The organism is Mucilaginibacter sp. Bleaf8 (genome assembly GCF_018390515.1).
Classification (GTDB): Bacteria; Bacteroidota; Bacteroidia; order Sphingobacteriales; family Sphingobacteriaceae; genus Mucilaginibacter.
On sequence record NZ_JAHBBK010000002.1, the window covers coordinates 929,374 to 945,995 of the forward strand.

The following is a 16,622-nucleotide window of genomic DNA, read 5'->3' on the forward strand; positions in this document are numbered from 1 at the left end:
TGACAGGTTTTGAGTTTGGAACATAAGGCTCCTGCATTTTTGCTATGCTGCAAAAGCATCCGCTGACCAAAGATGATTCAGGAAAATGCTGCAAACGCATCATGCCGGACTTCGCTTCGTTTACCCGCTCCGTTACCCTCCGCCGGGAAAACCTTCCCTTGCCTGCATTCCTGCATTTGCTGATGAGTTAAGGTTCGACTTTTAAGGTGCTATTTTCCAACGAAAACGGACAAAAGCGGCGTCAATCTCGGTCAGCCTTCACGTACGAACGCATAATGTCCTGCGCTTTGCTTCGGCCACCCTCCGGGACTTATAGTTCTCCCGCTCTGGCTCACGACCGCTCTTTTGACTTTCTTTTTTACCGTTTTTTCTTTCGAAAAATAGCTTTTTAAGGAAGTCTTCGGGAAAAGAGGGAAGCTAAACAAAAGTTTTTTAACCCTTTAGAAATTCATTTAAGATGAAAACTGCAGAAAAAAATGTAAACGGTGTACAAGGTACAGCAGCAAAAGCGAACGAAGCGAACAGAACACAGAACCGCCCGAGTTTAACCGGCAAAGAAGCTAAACAAGATGGAAACACTACAGATGAAAAGCCCGCCCAAACAGCAGAAGCCGCGGAAACTGCGCCTGCCCAGGCTAAGACCGATAGCCGCGCTACAGTGGATCACCAACCCGTTAACGCTGCAAATACAACCGCCGCCGAAGAAGTAAAAGCAGGGCAGGCAGCGGAGCCAGCAAAAACCGAAGAAGTAAAATTTGAGCCTAAAAAGTTCGCGCTCAATTTAGAGCAGACTTTAAAATCGGTGAACGACTTGCACCGCCTGTCTATCCAGCGGTTAGCGCTGATTGCCCGTATCAAGACCTTAGAGGATTTTGAAGTACAGTTACAGGAAGAAAACGACGAACTGGAAAGTAACCCCTACCAAGGCTGTAAACTGATCATTCAGGACGATAAACGCCGGGAGTTCGTAACCAATACGCCTAACCTGATCCGCATGGTAGCCCAATTTATCTTTGATGCCTGCCATGAAAAACTGGCGAATATTGAGGCGAACATCGTTTTCCCAAATGCCTGACCAATAAACACCCCCGGCTTAAGTCGGGGGTGTTTTCCAAGTTTCATTAAAACAGCAATTCCCATGTACGAGCAATTTATAGAACTGACCGACCAGATATTCTGGGAAGGTTATGCCGAACAACTGGCACAGGAGAACCCCGCACAGTTTCAAATGGAACTCAGCGATTTTTTGAACACCTATCAAAACTAAGGCAATGGAAGACAGGATTTTTTTACTGGTCAAGGTTACCATCGAGACCACGCACCCTATCATATATGACGCTATTGCAGAACTGCAAAACAGCGACGTAAAAATTACCAGCACCGAAAATGTACAGGTGCTGCGTACCGAGATCATTCCACTCAATACAAAAACTACTAAAAATTAACATCATGGCACATCAGATCAATTTCAATCAGAAGACAGGCAAACACAGCTTTATGAGCGTTAAGGAAAAGGCCTGGCACGGTTTAGGGCAGATTATTGACCGTTACCCCACCAGCAGCGAAGCAATACAACACGCGGGTTTGGATTACATTGTAGAGAAACGCCTCTTGTTCACTTATGATACGGCTAACCATTTAGGCGAGGGCAGCGACGATATTATCATACATGAAATATCAGTACCTAATTTCTTTGCCACCGTCAGGGCAGACACCGACCAGGTTTTAGGGGTTGTTGGCAATGACTATGAAGTAGTACAAAACCGTGATGCTTTTTCCTTCTTTGATGCCATTGTTGGCGGTGGCGATGGCATCCAATATGAGACCGCAGGCGCATTAGGCAACGGCGAACGGGTTTTTATCACTGCTAAGTTGCCCGATTATATCCGGGTTGGTGTTAAGGACTGGATAGAGCAGTATCTGTTTTTGACCACCTCGCACGCTGGATTAGGCAGTATTACCGCAGCATTTACGCCGATCAGGATCGTTTGCAACAATACGCTTAACGCTGCCATGCGTAACCACTCAGGCGCGATTAAAATACGCCATACCGCCTCCGCAGCCGAACGGCTGAAACAGGCGCACACGCTCATGGGCATCAGCAGGGATTTAGGCCACGAAATGGAAGGCTTGTTTAACCAGTGGGCGAAGGTGCGTATTAGGGATACCGAGGTGAAAAAACTGATACAAATTGCGATGGCACCGAACAAGGAAGTATTGGACAACTTAGCCGAAGGCAAATTGGACCAGTTATCTACGCATTACACCAACATGGTAGACAGCGTTTATGAATACGCTTTAGGAAGTCCGACGCAGCAAATTGAAACCACCGCAGGAACGGTGTTTGGTGCCTACAACGCCGTAACAGGCTATTCCAAAATGTGCGTAGCTTCAAAAGTGAGGAAGCGAAATTTAAATCGATTATGGACGGTACAGTCAAACAACGCGCACAGACCGCCTTTAACCTTTGCCGGGATTTTGCGGTGCAAGGTGGTGAAGCGCTGAATTATAATTAAAGTTTTCAAGGGGGAAGAATCCCCCTTTTTTAAAATTGCCGGACGGCGGGCGACAGCCCGCCCTTTTGAAGACGCCCCCTGTTTCCCTGATTGCTGATGATTTTTGGTGAAAACAGGGGGCGGATGAAGACTTATTATTTCCATCACGTTGTTTAAATTTGTTTGAACCCGATTTAAACAATTTGATGAACCCTTCACATACGACCAATAGACTACATTTCAATGACCTCGATCCGTTGCGGTTTGAGGACCTGTGCTTAAATATCATTTCAAGACATTACTCGTGGAAAGAATTAGTTCCTGTTGGAAGAAAAGGAACGGATGGCGGAGTAGACATCATTGGAGTAAGAAAAGATAATGATCAATTGATCACTTATTACATTCAATGTAAACGCTATGCTACTATTGTGAAACGAGATATTACCCTACTTGTCGATAAAGTGGCAGCTAATGCAACAAAGCCTGATGTGCTCTGGGTGATCATAGCCTGTGATATCAGTCGCACTAATTTTGAGTATCTTAAATCTTACGCAATTTCAAAAGGTATTAGCAGTGTAGAACTCTGGACAGGACAAACGCTGGAAGCGAAACTATATGAGAAGTACCAGGACTTGTTACTGATTTATTTTGGTCAGGGCATCCATGTTCAGCGACAATTTAATATCAAAAATCTCAAAGCTGGGCTAAAAATGGAAAAGCGGGTTAAAAAGGAGCTTCTTGACCTGGAATTCATTAAAGATCCGCAAAATCGTGAGCAACTGATGAACGATCCTTCGTCAAAGTTCATTTCTGATAGGGTATTAATCCGTTCTATTGATGACACCAGTTACCCTAACATTCCAGAATTACTTCCAGGACAGTTCAACCCTTACTACCGCACATACTTCTATGACCTTTATGAGACTGGCATAGAGTTCTGGCTTGGCGCAGCATTAGGCGCGGATGTGATCATGGACAAGGATGGTTTTTGGGAACCTATTTTAAACAGCAGGGATGAACGACTGAGCGACCCGAACTTCACAGTGATACAAGCAAAGCAAATTGGAAGAATCGCCTACAAAGACATTATTGAATTAAAACCTGAAGGAGACAACCGGTACACCGAGCCTCATATTATTTGCCGTTTTGATTACGACGGCATGCCGTATGAGGAAATATACTTTAAATCGCATGGAAAAGCGATAGGCCGCTTTGACTGGGATTGTGACAAATCCAAAAGAACCGTCTTCAAATAATTCGCTGTCCAAATAAATAAAAATATTAATTTGCCCCCTACAGTCAGGCGAACGTCTGACTATTGTGATAAGGTTTAGGTTAAAAGTCCCTTGCAGCGAGTGCAAAGGGACTTTTATTATTTTTTATAAAACCTTAAATCATTAAATTATGATTGATAATACGTCTATAAAGAATCATCTGCTGATTATTCAAAAGCATTTTCAAAACTATAATTCGGTTCCTTCTCTTGATTTGAAGACCAACGTTTACCAGTCTGTGCTCATTGCTTCTTTTGCAAAGGCATTAGAATTCAATTTATTTTTATATAAGAATCGATCACCTAAGAATAGTTTCTTTCACTCACCATTCCTTCGTGGTTTATGTGAAGACCTGATTACCCTAAAATTTATTGGTAAACATTTCTCAAATGATAAAGAGCAACTAATCGAAAGCTACATGTTTTACCTACTACTTCACTCAATGCTTGCTCAAAAATCTTTTTTGCAGAAGACGGTTCCTTTTCGGTAGTTTCCTCTATTCAAAAATCTGGACGCATTAATTACAACTCGCGAGGCCGAGTTGAAAGATTTGATGAAAAATAACGGCTTAAATAAAGATCGACTGTTCCCAAGTGTAGAGCATATGGCCATTGATGCACAACTCAAACACCTTTATGACTTCCTATATCATGCAACGTCACGAATGGTTCATTTTAGTCCAAACATACTTCTTAGAATGGGTTGGTATAAAAAGGCAGGGCCGACAGTTTTTTCTACACAAAACTTCTACAAATACTACGATCAGTTCAATAAGTTCTATAGTACTTATTTGCTATTAGAATTCTGTAACTCATTCAAAAAGCAGATGGGTTTTGAAAATGACATCTTGAAAGAGTTTAAAGAGATTAAAAAATTATTGCTCAATGACGCATTTTACCCTGAACTGGTCACATTCGAAGAATTGAATATAAAGCGGCCAAGCGACCTTTTTATGAATTTCTTAAAAGAATTATTAAAGCTTAATCCCTAAATGATGAAGCTAAGGAGCCAAACATCAAAAAGGTTTAACAGAATTATATTAGTTGAATTGGCATTTTCAAAAGAAAAAAGAGAAAAAGAAGGCTTATGATTTGCCCTTAAAAACAAAAATGAAGGTTAGTTACCTTAACATGGCAAAAAGTTACGAAATTGTTGATTTGCATTACTTTTTAAGCCAAGCCACCCAATAAAGTACTTTATGTAAAGTACAAGCGTAGCTAATATCAATTCAGTGTCCGATACTCGTTTGGTGATAGGCCGACCTGTTGTTTGAACAAACGGGTAAAGTGCTGCGGATATTTAAACCCCAGCTCATAAGCAATCTCGCGTACTGATTTATTCGGATCAAAAATCCGTTCTTTAGCCAGGTTCATAATTTTAGTATGGATATAATCCTGTGCTGATTTACCGGTATCCTTTTTAATCAGGTCACCAAAGTAATTGGCCGAGAGGTTCAGTTGTTCGGCACAATAAGCAACCGAGGGCAAACCGACTGTCTGCGGTTTATCGGACTGAAAGTATTCATTGAGAAGGCTTTCAAAGCGTTCCAAAATTCCCTTATTAACCATCTCGCGGGTAATAAACTGCCGGTCGTAAAACCGGGTACAATAGCCAAGCAAAAGTTCAATATTCGCGACAATCAGCTTGCGGGTATGCTTATCAATGGCATGCTGCAATTCCGTCCGAATTTTATCAATGCAGTCCAGGATTACTTTTCGTTCTGCTTCCGATAAGTGCAGGGCCTCATGTACCTCATACGAGAAAAACGAGTATTCCTGAATATGGCGGCCCAAAGTCGTGCCATGAATAAAGTCGGGATGAAAGACCAGCGCTGTGCCCTGCGGCTGGTAAAGCTCGCCATCATTTTCTACGCCGATCACCTGTCCCGGCGCTAAAAACACCAGCGTGCCTTCTTCATAATCATAGTAGTTGCAGCCATAACGCAGATCACCGCATTTTACTTCTTTTAGCAGTATGGTATAGACGCCCATATGCATACGCTTGTGAAACCGGCGCGGCGCTTTGGACAAATCCACTATGTTCACCAGGGGGTGCCGCGTTTCATTGTTGTTGTAAGCCGAGTACTGACCTACGGTATCAAACCTGACTATCTCTTCCATAACCATTATTCTTTCCTCAAAGTTATCGCTTCCATTTGGGTTTAAAGCAGCCGCCCAGGCGCATCAGTAAAAATGGTATGCATTACCGTAATCCGTATAACTTTTTAGTCATCGGCAGAGCTGACCTTTGTATCATTCATTCTGATAACAATAAAAATTAGAAATCATCACTATGGAAAAGCGAACATTAGGAAACAGTGGTTTAGAAGTATCAGCATTGGGGCTGGGTTGCATGGGCCTGAGCTACGGCTATGGTCCTGCAACAGAAAAAGGCGAAGCGATTAAACTGATCCGTCATGCCTTTGAGGTGGGTGTTACCTTTTTTGACACGGCCGAAGCTTACGGACCTTATCTGAACGAGGAAGTGGTGGGCGAAGCATTAGCGCCATTCCGCAATGAAGTCGTGATCGCCACCAAGTTCGGCTTCAAGAACGGCAAGACCAGTGACGGCGTTGATAGCCGTCCGGAAAATATCCGTGCACATACGGAAGCTGCCTTAAAGCGCCTAAGAACTGACCGAATAGATTTGCTATATCAGCACCGAGTTGATCCGAATGTACCGATGGAAGATGTTGCCGGAACCGTAAAAGAATTGATCGAAGAAGGCAAGGTGAAGCATTTCGGCATGTCGGAAGCTGGTGTAGCGAGCATCCGCAAAGCGCACGCCGTTTTATCCGTAACCGCACTTCAAAGCGAGTACTCTTTATGGTGGCGCGAACCGGAAAAAGAGATTCTCCCGTTATTGGAAGAACTGAATATCGGGTTTGTGCCGTTTAGTCCCCTGGGTAAAGGTTTCCTAACCGGAGCCATCAACGACAAGACCAGTTTTGATAAAACCGATTTTCGTAACGTGGTGCCACGTTTCTCTGAAGAGAACCGTCAGGCTAACCAGGGCTTGGTCGATGCGCTAACGCAAATCGCAAAGGAAAAAGGTGTGACAAACGCACAGGTGGCTATCGCCTGGCTGCTTGCACAAAAACCTTACATCGTACCGATCCCCGGGACTACGAAGATCAACAGACTCGAAGAAAATATGTCAGCTGTAAACGTGAAGTTAAGCGACCAGGACCTGACAGATATACAAACAGCATTGGGCAATATTGAGGTTGTCGGCGAACGGTACCCGCAACATTTGGCTTATAACCACGGACGTTAATTATGAAAACGGCAAGCAATGTAATCGTACTGACCGGAGCCGGTCAATTGGGTATGGCCATTGTCCGACGAATGGGTTATGGCAATAAAACAATTGTAGCTGACTGGAAAATAGAAAATGCACAGGCGATCTCTAAAACGCTGACAGAAGCAGGTTTCGACGTAATTCAGCATGAAGTAGACATTTCATCAAGAGAATCAGTCCTTAAGCTGATTAACGCAGCGCAACAAGAAGGTGAGATCGCCATGTTCATTAATGCGGCAGGTGTTTCGCCAAGTCAGGCTTCCATTGAGCAAATATTAAAGGTTGACCTATACGGAACTTCGATTTTGCTGGAAGAGTTCGGCAAGGTAATTAAACCTGGTGGTACAGGTGTTGTGATTTCCAGCCAATCCGGCTTCCGAATGCCTGCTTTAACTGCTGAGGAGGATAGGTTGCTTGCCACCACGCCGACAGAAGAACTCCTGCAATTGGAACTACTAAAGACGGAAAATATCAAGGATACCCTTCATGCATATCAAATGGCAAAACGAGCCAATGGTAAGCGCGTGATGGCAGAAGCGGTGAAATGGGGCGAACGTGGTGCACGGATCAATGCAATATCACCTGGTATAATTATTACCCCGCTTGCACTTGATGAGATCAACGGGCCGAGAGGTGATTTTTATAAGAATATGTTTGCTAAAAGCCCGGCAGGACGCCCCGGAATTGCAGACGAGGTTGCCAATGTCGCCGAATTGCTGTTGTCCCACGCAGGGGCTTTTATAACAGGCTCCGACTTTCTGATCGATGGCGGTGCAACTGCATCCTACTTCTATGGTCCGCTTCAACCGGCAACTGAATAAAATATATTGGATTTAAAGCGCCTTTGCGCAAACTAAAATTATGAAAACGAGAAAATTAGGAAACAGCGGGCTGGAAGTATCAGCCTTGGGTATGGGTTGTATGAACTTAAGTTTCGGTACCGGACCGGCTGCCGATATTAATGATGGCGTGGCTACGATCCGCGCGGCGGTAGAAAGAGGTATTACCTTCTTTGATACCGCAGAAGGCTATGGCCCTTATACCAACGAAAAACTGGTAGGTGAAGCGCTGGAGCCCTTCCGAAAGGATGTCGTGATTGCCACCAAATTTGGCTTTAAACTGGAAAACAACCAGATTACCGGCGTAGACAGCCGCCCGGAGAATATCAGGGCTGTTGCCGAAGCTTCTTTAAAAAGATTAAGGACAGACTATATCGACCTGTTCTACCAGCACCGTGTTGATCCGAATGTGCCGATAGAAGATGTGGCCGGAGCTTTAAAAGACCTGATACAGGAAGGTAAGATCAGGCACTATGGTTTGTCAGAAGCCGGCGCTAATACCATTCGTAAAGCGCATGCCGTGCATCCGGTAGCCGCCGTGCAAAACCAGTATTCTATCTGGACCCGGGAGCCCGAAGCAGAAGTGCTGCCCACCTGTGAGGAATTAGGCATCGGCTTTGTGCCTTGGGGACCGCTGGGAACAGGCTTTCTGACTGGTACAATTGACACCAATTCGAAATTCGACGAAGGTACAGATTTAAGGGCCAACTTCCCGCGCTTTAGTCAGGAAAACATCAGAGCCAACATGCCGGTGGTGGAAATGCTTCGTGCATTTGCTGCTAAGAAAAATACCAACCCTGTACAGATTGCTTTAGGCTGGCTATTGGCTCAAAAGCCGTGGGTGGTGCCAATTCCTGGCATGGATAAAATCGCTTACATCGATGATAACATCAAATCAGTTGATTTGGAACTGACAGCAGAAGATCTGAAAGAAATCGATGAACAGTTATCAAAGATCAACATTCAGGGTGACCGTCTCGACGCCGGATTACTGAGCATGTCAGAGGAATAACCGATTAACAGACAAGATATCATATCATGCAAGAAAACAGCTTAGCTGACCGTGTACAGATGCTCGAAGACAAGATGGCACTGAAAGAACTGGTAGACACCTTTTCGCTGGTTTCAGACCGGAAAGATAATGTGGCGCAGGCCTCATTTTTTACGGAAAATGGAACATTGATCTCAATCATGGGCGAAACCACCACAACATTCCAGGGAAGAAAAGGAATAGAAGAGGGATTCGCTGCCATTTTAGAGCCGCTGGAAACCGTTTATCATCACAATGGACAACTGCTCACCACCGTGAATGGTCATTTTGCAACTGGGTATTCCTATTGCCTCGCGACGCTGATCGGAAAGGAAGACGGTCGGTCCTACATCAGAACGATCTGGGCCAATTATCAGGATGAGTATGTCAAAGAAGATGACCGGTGGCTGATTGGCAAAAGGATCGCCACTGTTGCGTGGGAAGAAAGACAAGAAATCAATCATTAAAAATTACATCAACTTATGAAAAACGTAACATTAAATAACGGCGTCGAAATGCCCATCTTAGGTTTCGGCGTTTATCAAATATCCGATGCAGGAGAATGCGAACGTAGTGTGTTAGATGCCCTCGAAGCCGGCTACCGGTTAATCGATACCGCGGCTGCTTACGGTAATGAAGAAGCCGTTGGCCAGGCGATCAGGAAGAGCGGTATCCGCCGGGATGAATTATTTATTACGACGAAATTATGGGTTCAGGATGCCAGCTATGAAAAAGCAAAACCAGCCTTTCAAAAATCGTTGAAAAAACTGCAACTGGATTACCTGGACCTGTACCTGATCCACCAACCGTTCGGCGACGTTTACGGTGCATGGCGTGCCATGGGGGAATTATACAGGGACGGTCAGATCAAGGCCATTGGGGTCAGCAATTTTGCGCCCGACCGACTGGTGGATTTCGTGATCCACAACGACATAGTCCCTGCGGTGAACCAGGTAGAAACGCACCCCTTCCACCAACAACTCGAGGCCCAAAAGTTCATGATCGAGAATAAGGTGCAAATCGAATCCTGGGGACCTTTTGCCGAAGGAAAAAATAACTTGTTCACCAATGAAGTACTCCAGCGGATCGGTGACCAATATGGAAAATCTGTTGCCCAGGTTACTTTGCGCTGGTTGGTTCAAAGGGATGTGGTGGTTATACCTAAATCGGTAAAAAAAGAACGGATGGCAGAAAATATTGACGTATTCGATTTCGAACTGAGCGATGAGGATATGTCAGCGATAGCCAACCTGGACACCAGCAAAAGCTTATTTTTTGACCACCGCGACCCAGCAATGGTGAAGTGGCTGGGTGAAAGAAAGATCGATCTTTAATTGATACTACATGATGAACCGCAGAAGCCTGATCAAAACCGCCGGACTTGCTATGGCGGGAACTGCAATATTGCCTTCGGTCAATTTTGCACAAACTAAAAGTCCCGTACCTGAAAGCCAGGTGCTTTCCGGCAAAAGAATGTTGGGCAATACACTTGAAGTTTCCAGCATTGGTTTAGGCGTCCAGAATATGAGCAGGACGTACCAAACTACTGTTCCTTCACGCCCAGAAATGTTAAGGATCATCCGTAGTGCTTTCGACCATGGGGTAACTTTATTTGATGCCGCGGAAGCGTACGGACCTTTTGAAGTAGAACGTATCCTAGGGGAAGCCATTTTTCCTTTCCGGGATAAGGTTGTTATTGAAACGAAATTCGGGTGGAACATCGATCAGGAAACCGGTAAACGCAATCCCGGTTTGAACAGCCGTCCGGAACACATTAAAGTAGTTGTTGACGGAATGCTCAAACGGCTGCGGACGGACCACATCGATCTGTTGTACCAGCATCGGGTTGACCCAAACGTTCCGATAGAAGATGTTGTCGGAACCATTAAAGACCTGATCAAAGCTGGGAAAGTTTTGCATTACGGACTTTCCGAACCGGGTGTGCAAACCGTTAGGCGAGCACATCAGATTCATCCGGTTACGGCTATTCAAAACGAATACTCCATGTTATGGCGCGGCCCCGAGCAGACAATTATCCCGCTTTGTGAGGAACTCGGGATAGGCTTTGTTCCATGGAGCCCGCTTGGCGTTGGCTTTTTAACGGGCGCCATTGATGCAAAAACTCGTTTTGCACCTGGTGATATCCGGGCCATCGAATCCCGGTTTTCACCGGAGAATTTACCTGGTAATCTCGCATTGGTGGATCTATTAAAAAACTGGAGCGAAAAGAAGGAAGCAACGCCTGCGCAAATCTCGCTGGCATGGCTGCTTCACCAGAAGCTTTGGATCGTTCCTATTCCAGGCACCACCCAGATGTCGCACTTGCTCGAAAACATCGGCGCAGCCCCAATTAAATTTACCGCTGAGGAATTCCATTCGCTTAACAAACAACTGGATGCCATCAAAATTTCAGGACAAAGGTTACCGCCAGAAGTCCTGGCTTATTCCGGAGTAGAAGCGCCACTAAAAAAATGAACATGGAAACTGATCAAGCGCAAATCATTGCTACAACACATCAGTTGACACAACTGATGATTGAAAGGGATACCGCAAAAATGAACAAGCTTTTAGCGGCAGACTTCACGCTAACACATATCACAGGGTATGTACAGGCGAAAAATGAATGGTTCAACGAGATCGTAACGGAGCGAATGAAATATTATTCGGCAAAGGAAGTAAAAACTTCAGTGACAATTGACCGAGATAAAGCTACGTTCGTTGGCCGGCAAATGTTGGATGCCCGGATTTGGGGTACCCGGAACACCTGGCGTCTGCAACAAACGATGGAATTGGAGAAACGCAACGGCGAGTGGGTAATCCTGAGATCTGTAGCAACTACATTTTAACACAGCCTAAGAAATGAAAAAAATCTTATTGATCATGCTTAGCATCGGCCTTATTTCTTCAAAGTGTAGTGCGCAACCAGCGGATAAGAAGATTTTGATCGTTTACCTCTCGCGTACCAACAACACGAAGGCGGTCGCACAAATGATTCAGCAAAAAGTAGGCGGAACCTTGGTTGCCCTGGAACTGGAAAAGCCTTATCCGGCTGATTACCAAACGACGGTAGCGCAGGTGCAAAAAGAAAGCGAATCCGGTTACCTGCCACCGCTGAAAACCAGCATTGCAGACCTTGAGAAATACGATGCCATCTTTTTAGGCTTTCCGACTTGGGGAATGCAGTTACCGCCACCCATGAAAAGCTTTTTAAAGCAGCATAACCTAAGCGGTAAAATCGTTATTCCTTTTAATACGAACGCAGGCTACGGTGTGGGCAGCAGCTTTGAAACGGTGAAAGCCTTATGCCCGAAAAGCAAAGTGCTGGAAGGCTTCTCCATCCGGGGAGGAATTGAACGGGACGGTGTTCTCTTCGTCATGAAGGGCGAAAAAGCGCAGCAGGCCGAAGCCGAAGTAACTAATTGGCTCCGAAAGATTAGGATGCTGTAATTATCAACTAAAAGACGTTCAAATGAAAAAAGTAATTATCATCGGGGCCAGCGGAAGCCTTGCCCCATACGTTATCAACGCCATCGAGCAAGTAAAAGACGTGGAACTTACCCTATTTGCCCGGAGCAAAAAACGTTTGCCGGAAAATGCTGCAGCTAAGCACCACGTAATTGAAGGCGATGCCACCAATTATCCTGCGGTAAAAGTGGCCGTTGCAGGTCAGGATGTTGTTTACGTAAACCTTGCGGGCAACCTGGAGGTGATGACTGGCAACATCGTGAAGGCGATGCAGGAAACCGGTGTCAAAAGGATCATTGCGATCAGTTCCATCGGCATCTATGAAAAGCCGCTGCGTTCTATCCTCATCCCTTACCGGAAATTAGCGGATATCATCGAAGGTTCAGGTTTGGACTACACTATTCTCAGACCGGATTGGTTCACCAGCGGCAACGAGGTGGACTACATTTTGACCGTAAAGGGCGAGCCGAAAACCGGCACGGCCATTTCCAGGAGAAGCATTGCCGCATTCGTGGCCACACTTATTGAAAGCCCCGAACTGCATAACAGGGAGAACTTAGGCATCAGTAAGCCGGATTAATCTATTTACAACAATAAAAATGGAAACAAAAAATATCAAAGCATTCGGAACCACCGGTGCAAGCGAACCTTTAAAAGAGATGACCATTCAGCGCCGGGGCTTAATGCCTCACGACGTGGAGTTTGAAATCCTGTACTGCGGCATTTGCCACTCTGATCTTCACCAGGCTCATAACGACTTCGGTGGTTCCAACTTCCCGATGGTGCCGGGGCACGAAATGGTAGGCCGCGTTACCGCCATTGGTACCCATGTAACCAAATTTAAAGTTGGTGATTTGGTCGGCGTTGGATGTATCATCGACAGCTGCCGGGAATGTGAATACTGTAAGCAGGATGAACAGATGTTCTGCAAGGGTGAAGTGTTGTCCTTCAACTCGCCTGACAAATACCTGGGCGGCTCCAACTATGGCGGTTATTCCGAAACGTATGTATGCGATGAAAATTACGTGCTGCGTATCTCCGAAAACGTAGACCTGGCTGCAACCGCACCCTTGCTTTGTGCGGGTATTACCGTGTATTCCCCTTTCAAGCACTGGAACATCGGTCCCGGAAAAAAGGTGGGTATCTTAGGCATTGGCGGCTTAGGTCACGTGGCCATCAAGATCGCCAAAGCTTTTGGCGCCTATGTAGTGGTATTTACGACTTCTGATGCTAAAGTGGCCGATACACAGCGCTTAGGCGCTGATGAAGCGGTGCTGTCAACAGACCCGGAACAAATGAAGCAACACACTGATACGCTTGATCTTATTTTAGATACGGTCTCTGCCAAACATGACATCAATGTCTACCTTAATCTGCTTCGGGCGGATGGCAGCGTTGTATTGGTAGGTCTGCCGCCGGAAAACCTGCCGATTAATCCTTTTAATGTGGTTAAGGGAAGACGTAGCTTTTCCGGGTCTAATATCGGCGGCATCGGCGAAACACAGGAAATGCTTGACTTTTGCGCGCAGCATAACATTACGGCTGATATCGAGATGATCAATATTCAGGAGATCAATGAAGCCTATGATCGGTTGCTCAAAGGTGACGTGCATTATCGCTTTGTGATCGACATGGCGAGCCTTAAAAATTAATTTCTCCACTAAGAGCAGCTTCTTTGACAAAAGGAAGCTGCTTTTTTTATTAAATTTCCCCGTACCATGAATAGCGAATTAGTAAGCCTGATTGCCAATATAGCGCTGACCTTATCGGTAATTGTAGCGGTAATCTTTGGAATTGCACAAGTCAAAGCTTCAAGTAAGGACCGGAAGGAAAGACTGACGGTAGAAACATTGAAGCATTTCCAGACACGTGAGTTTGCTGAAACGCTTCATTTTATGCATACACTAGACTTTCCGGCAGATTATGGTGCATGGCAGCAACGGTCGGACAGCGATCAAGTTCGCTTTATTCAGCTTTCTCAGGAAATGGAATCGCTGGGCCTTTAGTAGCAGAAAGGCTGATAGATATCGATCTTGTGGATAAAACCCTGGGATCATTTGTTACCACCACCTGGAAAAAGTACAAACCGGCAATGTTGGATATGAGAACAAAAACAGAAGACCCCTATCTGGCCGAATATTTCCAGTGGCTGGCAGAACGGCTCGAACACCAGATGAGTGTGCGGGCAAGAAAGCCTTTTTATCAAGCCTCAAGCTGACCCTCACCAAAAGCAAGAACCTTTTCAGGCGTGTCATTTATAATTTAAAAAGTAACGAAAACGTTCTTTTTTGTTACTCCTTAAGATCTTATAACTAAGTCCTAAATTTAGCTGTAAATGAGAGTAACGAAATCCCGTTAATTAATCAAAGTAACGATGGGTGCTTGACTAGTGAGCTACATTACTAAGACTCGTTTATGGTGAATATAAATACCTTGATATTAAATTCTATACAGAAGACGTATTTGATGTTGTCGAGAAATTACGCTGATTTATAACCAATTTTTCTATCTTTGAATTAGTCAATAGGGCGCGTTACCCATGTAACTACCTTAAACGAGAAAGTCATTACAAGCAGCTGATAATCAGCGAATTTAAGAAATAGGTTCGAGCCCAGGTGGGCGCACTAATCTTACCTTAAAAAGGTATAAAACCCTGTAAATTTAATGATTTACGGGGTTTTTTGCTTTTAAAGCCCCCATTTTATCTCAAAGAAACGCAAGGTTCTCAATACCTATTCCGTAACCTGTTTGATTTTTTAGCTTTGAGGTACAGAAAAGTGGTTTAAAAATCTGTATATCAGTATTTAACTATCATAAAATTGATGTTAAAATGCGTGATTTTGAGCCATTTTCATACCAAAAAAGCTGTTGTTTTTGAATGAAAATTACACCCAAAAAAGCAGAAAAAATGAAGGTTATGAAAGCGATGAACACATTCGGCGTCCAGATTATCCTGCGAATGGACAAATCAAAAAACGAAAAAGCGCCGATTTATGCGCGTATTACCATAAATGGAGAGATTATTCACTTTGCGGTTAAGCAGTGGATCGATCCGAAGTATTGGGATCAACGTAAAGGTGCTGGAAAAGGCAATAAGGATGATGTTAAAATTATTAATGGTGGCTTAGATCAAATCAGGCTCAGCCTTGGGAGCTGTTACCGGCAGATTTTGCTGAAGGGTAAGCAAGTTACAGCCAGTGCCGTTAAAGACGCGTTTTTTAGCAACGATGGGGATGTGCCTAACACGCTTAGCCGACTTTTTGAATATCATAACGAGCAAGCTACGCAAACTTCAGCATGGAGCACCTTAAAGCATTATTATGTTACTCAGCGCTATCTCCAAAAATTTATTGAAGCGAAGCTGCGTAAGCGCTCTATTCTCCTGCAAGAGATCAATTATAAATTCATAATTGATTTTGAACGTTTTGGGATAAGTTTGCAGGTAACTGTTTGGTTGTTTTTATGAGCCAAAACATGGCGTGGAGACTTTCAATACTATGGTAGAACGTGATAAGTTTAATGGCTTGCTTTTTGTCTATGAGGTCGATACAGTAGCAAATAAGGAAGGAGAAAATTCCTGATATTATCTCGATATAGCTGTATTAAGAACCCGCAGCCCGCTGGATGAATCTTTATATCCACCGTTCAATGAAAAAAGGATAAAGTAAAGTTTAGTGAATCTTCGTTGTCAAAATAGGTATTCCGATAAGATTCTTAAATAGTAGGTTAGAAAACAAAGAACGTTAAAGGCCTCCTTAGAGGCTTTAACGTTTGAATTTGTTGCCTTAACAATTTGTAGTTCCGTTTTTTAGGCTTTAATTATCGTCTCATTAGTTACCATTGTTACAATATTGTCCGTATCAAAAAAGTTTATATGGTCGGGGTTTACTTTGTTCAAAAAGTTTTCGCTTGAAAAGAATTGTTGATAATCTTCAAATGAATCGAAATATATATCTGTTATAGCATCATATATAGGTGCGGGAAAACCCGGTGCTTCTACCGGATGACTTACAACGTACCTGCGTACGTACTGCTCCGTCTCGGGTATGGAAGCGAATAAAGGAGCATGTTTATTTTTGTGATAATCCACAAATTGTTCAAAGCTCAACTCAGGAAGTCTTTTAATTAAAAATGAAAACTTAATCATATCTTTATTTATTTGCATCAAAACTATTTCAAATCATGCCTTAGGGCAAGTACGCATAAATTAATCCCTATA

General features: G+C 44.2%; 22 protein-coding genes. 20 read left to right on the plus strand and 2 right to left on the minus strand.

The window, feature by feature from the left end; genetic code table 11:
• Positions 1-44 precede the first annotated feature (44 nt).
• The 7 genes from KHS38_RS13060 to KHS38_RS13085 all read left to right on the plus strand — a co-directional run bounded on the left by KHS38_RS13060 (position 45) and on the right by KHS38_RS13085 (position 4,760).
• Positions 45-191, plus strand: a complete 147-nt coding sequence (locus tag KHS38_RS13060) for a hypothetical protein (protein ID WP_213488984.1) — start codon at positions 45-47, stop codon at positions 189-191.
• A gap of 266 nt (positions 192-457) precedes the next feature.
• Positions 458-1,075, plus strand: coding sequence for a hypothetical protein (locus KHS38_RS13065; RefSeq protein ID WP_213488985.1), 618 nt, complete (start codon positions 458-460; stop codon positions 1,073-1,075).
• Positions 1,076-1,138: 63 nt separating this feature from the next.
• Entirely contained in the window at positions 1,139-1,267 is a 129-nt protein-coding gene (locus tag KHS38_RS22370) for a hypothetical protein (protein WP_283770004.1), read from the plus strand.
• A gap of 4 nt (positions 1,268-1,271) precedes the next feature.
• The gene (locus KHS38_RS13070) at positions 1,272-1,445 is read left to right on the plus strand and encodes a hypothetical protein (protein ID WP_213488986.1); all 174 of its coding nucleotides are present in this window, start codon (positions 1,272-1,274) and stop codon (positions 1,443-1,445) included.
• Between the two features lie 4 nt (positions 1,446-1,449).
• The gene (locus KHS38_RS13075; RefSeq protein WP_249665392.1) at positions 1,450-2,505 is read left to right on the plus strand and encodes a DUF932 domain-containing protein; all 1,056 of its coding nucleotides are present in this window, start codon (positions 1,450-1,452) and stop codon (positions 2,503-2,505) included.
• A gap of 196 nt (positions 2,506-2,701) precedes the next feature.
• Positions 2,702-3,751, plus strand: coding sequence for a restriction endonuclease (locus KHS38_RS13080; protein WP_213488987.1), 1,050 nt, complete (start codon positions 2,702-2,704; stop codon positions 3,749-3,751).
• 538 nt (positions 3,752-4,289) lie between these two features.
• Entirely contained in the window at positions 4,290-4,760 is a 471-nt protein-coding gene (locus KHS38_RS13085) for a DUF5677 domain-containing protein (protein ID WP_349627930.1), read from the plus strand.
• A gap of 232 nt (positions 4,761-4,992) precedes the next feature.
• Here the strand turns inward: KHS38_RS13085 and KHS38_RS13090 are convergent, their stop codons facing one another.
• The gene (locus KHS38_RS13090) at positions 4,993-5,889 is read right to left on the minus strand and encodes a helix-turn-helix domain-containing protein (RefSeq protein ID WP_213488989.1); all 897 of its coding nucleotides are present in this window, start codon (positions 5,887-5,889) and stop codon (positions 4,993-4,995) included.
• A 172-nt stretch (positions 5,890-6,061) separates the two neighbouring features.
• Here KHS38_RS13090 and KHS38_RS13095 point away from each other — a divergent pair, with 172 nt between their 5' ends.
• The 13 genes from KHS38_RS13095 to KHS38_RS13155 all read left to right on the plus strand — a co-directional run bounded on the left by KHS38_RS13095 (position 6,062) and on the right by KHS38_RS13155 (position 15,869).
• Entirely contained in the window at positions 6,062-7,045 is a 984-nt protein-coding gene (locus KHS38_RS13095) for an aldo/keto reductase (protein WP_213488990.1), read from the plus strand.
• Positions 7,046-7,047: 2 nt separating this feature from the next.
• Positions 7,048-7,890, plus strand: coding sequence for an SDR family oxidoreductase (locus KHS38_RS13100; protein ID WP_213488991.1), 843 nt, complete (start codon positions 7,048-7,050; stop codon positions 7,888-7,890).
• A 40-nt stretch (positions 7,891-7,930) separates the two neighbouring features.
• Entirely contained in the window at positions 7,931-8,920 is a 990-nt protein-coding gene (locus KHS38_RS13105) for an aldo/keto reductase (protein ID WP_213488992.1), read from the plus strand.
• A gap of 26 nt (positions 8,921-8,946) precedes the next feature.
• Positions 8,947-9,405 (plus strand): nuclear transport factor 2 family protein, encoded by a 459-nt coding sequence (locus KHS38_RS13110; protein ID WP_213488993.1) that lies wholly within the window; start codon positions 8,947-8,949, stop codon positions 9,403-9,405.
• Between the two features lie 15 nt (positions 9,406-9,420).
• Entirely contained in the window at positions 9,421-10,272 is an 852-nt protein-coding gene (locus KHS38_RS13115; RefSeq protein WP_213488994.1) for an aldo/keto reductase, read from the plus strand.
• Positions 10,273-10,282: 10 nt separating this feature from the next.
• A complete protein-coding gene (locus KHS38_RS13120) occupies positions 10,283-11,413 on the plus strand; it encodes an aldo/keto reductase (protein WP_249665393.1) in 1,131 nt (376 codons plus the stop codon).
• 2 nt (positions 11,414-11,415) lie between these two features.
• Positions 11,416-11,784, plus strand: coding sequence for a nuclear transport factor 2 family protein (locus KHS38_RS13125; RefSeq protein ID WP_213488995.1), 369 nt, complete (start codon positions 11,416-11,418; stop codon positions 11,782-11,784).
• Between the two features lie 13 nt (positions 11,785-11,797).
• Complete coding sequence (locus KHS38_RS13130; RefSeq protein WP_213488996.1) at positions 11,798-12,385, plus strand: flavodoxin family protein; 588 nt, start codon at positions 11,798-11,800, stop codon at positions 12,383-12,385.
• A gap of 22 nt (positions 12,386-12,407) precedes the next feature.
• Positions 12,408-12,983 (plus strand): NAD(P)H-binding protein, encoded by a 576-nt coding sequence (locus KHS38_RS13135; RefSeq protein WP_213488997.1) that lies wholly within the window; start codon positions 12,408-12,410, stop codon positions 12,981-12,983.
• A 19-nt stretch (positions 12,984-13,002) separates the two neighbouring features.
• On the plus strand, positions 13,003-14,055 hold the full coding sequence (locus tag KHS38_RS13140) for an NAD(P)-dependent alcohol dehydrogenase (protein ID WP_213488998.1): 1,053 nt from the start codon (positions 13,003-13,005) through the stop codon (positions 14,053-14,055).
• Positions 14,056-14,121: 66 nt separating this feature from the next.
• Positions 14,122-14,409 carry a hypothetical protein gene (locus KHS38_RS13145; protein ID WP_213488999.1) on the plus strand — a complete coding sequence of 96 codons (288 nt, stop codon included), beginning with the start codon at positions 14,122-14,124 and terminating at the stop codon, positions 14,407-14,409.
• Between the two features lie 29 nt (positions 14,410-14,438).
• On the plus strand, positions 14,439-14,621 hold the full coding sequence (locus KHS38_RS13150) for a hypothetical protein (RefSeq protein ID WP_213489000.1): 183 nt from the start codon (positions 14,439-14,441) through the stop codon (positions 14,619-14,621).
• Between the two features lie 660 nt (positions 14,622-15,281).
• Entirely contained in the window at positions 15,282-15,869 is a 588-nt protein-coding gene (locus KHS38_RS13155) for a phage integrase SAM-like domain-containing protein (protein WP_213489001.1), read from the plus strand.
• 342 nt (positions 15,870-16,211) lie between these two features.
• On the opposite strand, the gene KHS38_RS13160 is transcribed toward KHS38_RS13155, so the two are convergent.
• Positions 16,212-16,550 (minus strand): EthD domain-containing protein, encoded by a 339-nt coding sequence (locus KHS38_RS13160; RefSeq protein ID WP_213489002.1) that lies wholly within the window; start codon positions 16,548-16,550, stop codon positions 16,212-16,214.
• Positions 16,551-16,622 lie beyond the last annotated feature (72 nt).

Bases quoted from the DNA above. Each gene is read 5' to 3' on its own strand.
- KHS38_RS13090 (WP_213488989.1), bottom strand. From the start codon at position 5,889: ATGGAAGAGATAGTCAGGTTTGATACCGTAGGTCAGTACTCGGCTTAC.
- KHS38_RS13130 (WP_213488996.1), top strand. From the start codon at position 11,798: ATGAAAAAAATCTTATTGATCATGCTTAGCATCGGCCTTATTTCTTCA.
- KHS38_RS22370 (WP_283770004.1), top strand. From the start codon at position 1,139: ATGTACGAGCAATTTATAGAACTGACCGACCAGATATTCTGGGAAGGT.
- KHS38_RS13120 (WP_249665393.1), top strand. From the start codon at position 10,283: ATGATGAACCGCAGAAGCCTGATCAAAACCGCCGGACTTGCTATGGCG.
- KHS38_RS13080 (WP_213488987.1), top strand. From the start codon at position 2,702: ATGAACCCTTCACATACGACCAATAGACTACATTTCAATGACCTCGAT.
- KHS38_RS13145 (WP_213488999.1), top strand. From the start codon at position 14,122: ATGAATAGCGAATTAGTAAGCCTGATTGCCAATATAGCGCTGACCTTA.
- KHS38_RS13095 (WP_213488990.1), top strand. From the start codon at position 6,062: ATGGAAAAGCGAACATTAGGAAACAGTGGTTTAGAAGTATCAGCATTG.
- KHS38_RS13140 (WP_213488998.1), top strand. From the start codon at position 13,003: ATGGAAACAAAAAATATCAAAGCATTCGGAACCACCGGTGCAAGCGAA.
- KHS38_RS13160 (WP_213489002.1), bottom strand. From the start codon at position 16,550: ATGATTAAGTTTTCATTTTTAATTAAAAGACTTCCTGAGTTGAGCTTT.
- KHS38_RS13135 (WP_213488997.1), top strand. From the start codon at position 12,408: ATGAAAAAAGTAATTATCATCGGGGCCAGCGGAAGCCTTGCCCCATAC.
- KHS38_RS13115 (WP_213488994.1), top strand. From the start codon at position 9,421: ATGAAAAACGTAACATTAAATAACGGCGTCGAAATGCCCATCTTAGGT.
- KHS38_RS13110 (WP_213488993.1), top strand. From the start codon at position 8,947: ATGCAAGAAAACAGCTTAGCTGACCGTGTACAGATGCTCGAAGACAAG.
- KHS38_RS13100 (WP_213488991.1), top strand. From the start codon at position 7,048: ATGAAAACGGCAAGCAATGTAATCGTACTGACCGGAGCCGGTCAATTG.
- KHS38_RS13105 (WP_213488992.1), top strand. From the start codon at position 7,931: ATGAAAACGAGAAAATTAGGAAACAGCGGGCTGGAAGTATCAGCCTTG.
- KHS38_RS13060 (WP_213488984.1), top strand. From the start codon at position 45: ATGCTGCAAAAGCATCCGCTGACCAAAGATGATTCAGGAAAATGCTGC.
- KHS38_RS13065 (WP_213488985.1), top strand. From the start codon at position 458: ATGAAAACTGCAGAAAAAAATGTAAACGGTGTACAAGGTACAGCAGCA.
- KHS38_RS13125 (WP_213488995.1), top strand. From the start codon at position 11,416: ATGGAAACTGATCAAGCGCAAATCATTGCTACAACACATCAGTTGACA.
- KHS38_RS13075 (WP_249665392.1), top strand. From the start codon at position 1,450: ATGGCACATCAGATCAATTTCAATCAGAAGACAGGCAAACACAGCTTT.
- KHS38_RS13070 (WP_213488986.1), top strand. From the start codon at position 1,272: ATGGAAGACAGGATTTTTTTACTGGTCAAGGTTACCATCGAGACCACG.
- KHS38_RS13155 (WP_213489001.1), top strand. From the start codon at position 15,282: ATGAAAATTACACCCAAAAAAGCAGAAAAAATGAAGGTTATGAAAGCG.